The 1,546-nt window shown below is 45.6% G+C and carries 3 protein-coding genes; 2 read left to right on the forward strand and 1 reads right to left on the reverse strand.

The window, feature by feature from the left end:
* Position 1 precedes the first annotated feature (1 nt).
* A complete protein-coding gene (locus ENN47_00095) occupies positions 2-313 on the reverse strand; it encodes a thioredoxin (protein ID HDP76590.1) in 312 nt (103 codons plus the stop codon).
* Between the two features lie 62 nt (positions 314-375).
* On the opposite strand from ENN47_00095, the gene ENN47_00100 reads away from it, so the two are divergent.
* Positions 376-933 (forward strand): CoA pyrophosphatase, encoded by a 558-nt coding sequence (locus ENN47_00100; GenBank protein ID HDP76591.1) that lies wholly within the window; start codon positions 376-378, stop codon positions 931-933.
* Positions 934-937: 4 nt separating this feature from the next.
* On the forward strand, positions 938-1,546 hold a 609-nt coding region (locus ENN47_00105; protein ID HDP76592.1), incomplete at its 3' end, for an iron-containing alcohol dehydrogenase.

The raw sequence follows: 1,546 nt of genomic DNA on the forward strand, positions 1-1,546 counted from the left end.
GCTAACTCTCTGTCTCATCAATTTCGCGAAGATAGTCAATGACTTCTTCGAGAGAGAAGTATCTGCTCCATCTCTTCTGCTCTCTACCATCAACCTGCACAACAATCGTCGGGACTGTAAAGACAGAGTGTTCTGAAGCGACCGCAGGATTCTCAACAGTATTTATCTTGTGAAATTTCCAGGAAACAAAAGTGCCTTCAACTTCATCAAGTTTTGCTTCAATCGCTGCACAGACTCCGCAGCCTGGACTGAAGAAGTCAATAAGAACCTTTCCGATGACTCCCCTCAATTCTGCCAGAGTTACTTCCTTCACTTCATCGCCTCCCAAAAGCATTATAATTGATAATAATAGTAGAATATATGCGAGGTGGAGTCTTGCAACAAAGGAATCAAGATACGGCAGTGTTCGTGCCAATTGTGAAGATCTGCGGAGAATACTATCTGCTTCTTACGCGAAGATCGACAAGGATAAGCCATCCTGGGCAAATCAGCTTTCCCGGGGGTCATATTGAAGATGATGAAACTCTTCTAGAGTGTGCAATAAGGGAAATGAGAGAGGAAATTGGCGCCTCACCGTCTTCTCTTGAAGAAGTTTGCCCGCTGAACGTCAATACAACGGTCACGTCAGGAAAAGTCATTACCTCATTCGTTGGATTCATAGACAATCTCGAGTTCAAACTGGACAGGGGAGAAGTAGAGGACGTGATCTTTCTTTCGCTAAAGGCTCTTATGCTAACCTCCCCAGAGACAATTATTATGCCAAATGGAAAAAAGACCATCAGATACCGTTTTCCCGGTTTCGTAGTCTGGGGCGCAACTGCAAGGATAATCGAAGCATCTATAGAAAGGATAATCGAAATCATAGAGAATCGTGGCAACGTAAAGTCCGACTGTCTGAATGAAAATGAAGTAATACATATAAGAGAGGAGTGATTCGATGTTAGATTTCACATTTCACAATGCAACAAAGATAGTTTTTGGAAGAGACACTGAAAAACAGGTTGGTCAAGAGATCTCCAGGTACGGCAAGAGAGTTCTCCTTCACTACGGCGGAGGAAGCATAAAGAAGACCGGTCTGTACGATCGTGTAGTGAAAAGCCTTAAAGAATCAGGAGTGGAGATCTTCGAGCTCGGAGGAGTAATGCCAAATCCGAGGTTGTCTCTTGTAAGAGAGGGAATCGAACTCTGCCGAAAAGAGAATGTCGATGCAATCCTCGCAGTTGGCGGTGGAAGTGTCATCGACTCGGCTAAGGCGATAGGAATTGGCGTTCCTTACGAAGGAGATGTCTGGGAGTTCTATTCAAGTAATAGGAAAGTCGAAGAGATGCTTCCACTTGGTGTCGTCCTAACCATTCCAGCAGCAGGAAGCGAATCAAGCGGCGGCTCGGTTGTCACAAACGAAGACGGCTGGTACAAGAGAGCAACCAACAGCGTTGTTATGAGAGCCAGATTCGCCATCATGAACCCCGAGCTGACATTTACGCTGCCAGATTATCAGACGGCGGTAGGGGCGGTAGACATCATGTCTCACGTCATGGAGAGGTAC

It is taken from the genome of Mesotoga infera (assembly GCA_011045915.1).
In the GTDB taxonomy this organism is placed as follows: domain Bacteria; phylum Thermotogota; class Thermotogae; order Petrotogales; family Kosmotogaceae; genus Mesotoga; species Mesotoga infera_D.